The following is a 2,909-nucleotide window of genomic DNA, read 5'->3' as shown; positions in this document are numbered from 1 at the left end:
GCATATAAAAGGCCGTCTGAAACCTTGTTTTTAAGGTTTCAGACGGCCTTTATCCTTAAGCCGCTTTATTTTTTCATGGCATCGGTCAAAACTTTGACATTGTAGCGGTACATACCGATGTAGCTGTTAGCCGGTGCGCCACCCAATGCATCTGAATACAAACGTCCGCTGACATTGACGCCGGTTTCTTTGGCAATACGGTCAATCATACGCGTGTCTTTGATGTTTTCAGTAAAGACGGCCTTAATGCCCTCGCGTTTGATTTGGCGGATGATGGAAGCCACTTGTTTGGCAGACGGCTCGGCCTCACTGCTCACGCCTTGTGGGGCGATGAATTCAATATTGTAGCGTTTACCCATGTAAGAGAACGCATCGTGTCCGGTCAAGACTTTACGCTTGGCGGCAGGCACGGCATTAAAGGCAGCCTGCGCATCGCTGTGCAGTTTTTTCAGCTGCATTTGATAGTTGCCCAAACGTTGCTGATAGTAGGTTTTGCCTTCAGGGTCGGCTTGAATCAAAGCATTGGCAACGTTTTGCGCATAAGTGCCCATCAGGACGGGGTCGGTCCAAACGTGCGGGTCAAACTCGCCGTGATCGTGATGATGGCCTTCGTGATCGTGGTCATGATGATGGCCGCCCTCTTCTGCTTTCAAAGCCTGAATGCCTTTGGTCGCTTCGGCAAAAGGAACTTTGCTCTGTTTGACTGCGCGCTGTACGTCAGCAGCTTCCAAGCCCAAGCCGTTGAGCAATACCAATTTGGCACTGCGGATTTTTTTGATGTCGCCACTGGTCATGTGGTAGGCATGGCTGTCTTGGTTTGCACCGACCAAGCTTTGTACGGCCACACGGTCGCCACCAATCTGTTTGGCCACATCGCCCAAAATGCTGAAGCTGGTCACAACAGGCAAAGGAGCGGCATAAGCGGCACCGGTCAATAATGCGGCAACAATGCCGAGTTTCCAATGTTTCATATTCTCTCCAGTGATATAACGTAACATTAACATCATCATAAGACAGACCGCCTGATTATTCAAGCGGCCGTCTGAAAAATTATGCCGTGCGGTGTTTCTTGCGGCGCAGCCATTTTGCCAAAATGCCGCCCTCCCAACCGAACACGACGGAAATCAGGTAAAGCGTGCCGCAGCATAAAATAATCGCAGGGCCGGACGGGATTTCGATATGGTAGGAAAACAACAGTCCTGCCAAGCCGCAAAGTAAAGCCAATGCGACAGACAAAATCATCAGCCAACCCATGCTTTTCGCCCACAGTCTGGCGGTAATCGCCGGCAACATCATCAAGCCGACTGACATCAGCGTACCCAATGCCTGAAAACCGGCAACCAGATTCATCACGACCAGCACCAAAAACAACACATGCCAAAAGCCGCCCTTCCCGCCGACAGCCTTGAGGAACAAAGGATCTATGCTTTCCAACACCAGCGGGCGGAACATCACCGCCATCAGCAAAATAGTAACACTCGCGGAAACGGCAATCAGCTGCAAAGCCGGAATATCCACCGCCAACACCGAGCCAAACAGCAAATGCAGCAAATCGACGCTGCTGCCGTTTTTGCTGACCAAAACCACGCCGATGGCAAGGCTGCTCAAATAAAATGCGGCAAAGTTCGCGTCTTCTTTCAATGAAGTAAACCGGCTGACCAAACCTGCCAACAAAGCCATCAGCAAACCGGCCGCAAAACCGCCGACGCTCATCGCAGGCAAACTCAAACCGGCAAACATATAGCCAATGGCCGCACCGGGCAAAACCGCATGGCTCAAGGCGTCGCCCACCAAACTCATGCGGCGCATCACCAAAAACACACCGACAGGAGCCGCGCTCAACGCCAGGCAGAAAATCGACGCCAAGGCATAGCGCATAAAGTCAAATTCGGCGAACGGCGCAACGACCAAATCATATAAATCCATGTTTTATCGCTTTTTTATTAATCTCTGAAAGCCTTAGGCCGTCTGAAAAACACTTATTTTCAGACGGCCTTGTCCATTAAACCGCACACCAATCGGCCGCTTCCTGTTTCTGCATCATTCTGTTTGCCTGTGCCAAAAATTCATCAGTCAACACATTTTCCGTCGCACCGGCAGTCACTTTTTCACGCGCCAAAAGCAGCGTGTTGGCAAAATATGCCCTTACCTGCTCGTAATCATGCAACACGGCAATCACAGCCTGACCGTCCTGATGGCATTGGCGCAAAACTTCCAACAGCGCATAAGTCGTACGCGCATCCACCGCATTAAACGGTTCGTCCAGCAACAAAAATTTGGCATTCTGCACCAGCATCCGCGCAAACAATACGCGTTGGAACTGGCCATTGGACAAGTGCGCGATTTGGCGCGTGGCAAAATCCTGCATTTCCACGCGTTCCAAAGCCGCCATCACGCGCTTTTTCTGCGCCGCGTTCACACATCCGAAAAATCCGATTTCATACCACAGCCCCATCGCCGCCAGTTCAAACACCATCATCGGCTGGCTGCGGTCAATGTCCGACTGTTGCGGCAGATAGGCAATATCCTTGCGCGCCATACTTTCATAGCGCACACTGCCCGTATCCGTCTTCTGCAAGCCCATAATGGCTTTGAGCAAAGTCGATTTACCCGCGCCGTTCGGCCCGAAAATCGTCCACATCTTGCCATCTTCAAACACCATATCGACATGGTGCACCACCGGCCTGCGTTGATAGCTGACCGTCAGATTTTCCACCACGATACTCATGGCGATACCGCCCAAAAATATACAGCCCACAACGCCGCCAATGCGACAAGCGCAATCAGCAGCCTTTGCAGCAATCCGGTCAACAATACAGAATTCATAAGCCTAAAACCGCCCTTGTCCGAATACGGACAACAGGCCGTCTGAAAGAAAATTAAAACATTAAAATGATACTGTATAACGT

At 51.0% G+C, this 2,909-nt stretch carries 3 protein-coding genes; all 3 read right to left on the bottom strand.

Translation table 11 applies throughout. From position 1 onward, the window contains the following. Positions 1-65: 65 nt before the first annotated feature. The 3 genes from ACTHUT_RS16990 to ACTHUT_RS16980 all read right to left on the bottom strand — a co-directional run bounded on the left by ACTHUT_RS16990 (position 66) and on the right by ACTHUT_RS16980 (position 2,728). The gene (locus ACTHUT_RS16990; RefSeq protein ID WP_049336292.1) at positions 66-971 is read right to left on the bottom strand and encodes a metal ABC transporter solute-binding protein, Zn/Mn family; all 906 of its coding nucleotides are present in this window, start codon (positions 969-971) and stop codon (positions 66-68) included. A 79-nt stretch (positions 972-1,050) separates the two neighbouring features. Beyond that, complete coding sequence (locus tag ACTHUT_RS16985; RefSeq protein WP_003685375.1) at positions 1,051-1,926, bottom strand: metal ABC transporter permease; 876 nt, start codon at positions 1,924-1,926, stop codon at positions 1,051-1,053. A gap of 76 nt (positions 1,927-2,002) precedes the next feature. Next, a complete protein-coding gene (locus tag ACTHUT_RS16980) occupies positions 2,003-2,728 on the bottom strand; it encodes a metal ABC transporter ATP-binding protein (protein WP_440419157.1) in 726 nt (241 codons plus the stop codon). Positions 2,729-2,909: the final 181 nt, after the last annotated feature.

It is taken from the genome of Neisseria sp. P0022.S010 (genome assembly GCF_051956635.1).
Note: the sequence above shows the minus strand (reverse complement) of the source record. Positions and strands in the feature narration are given on the sequence as shown.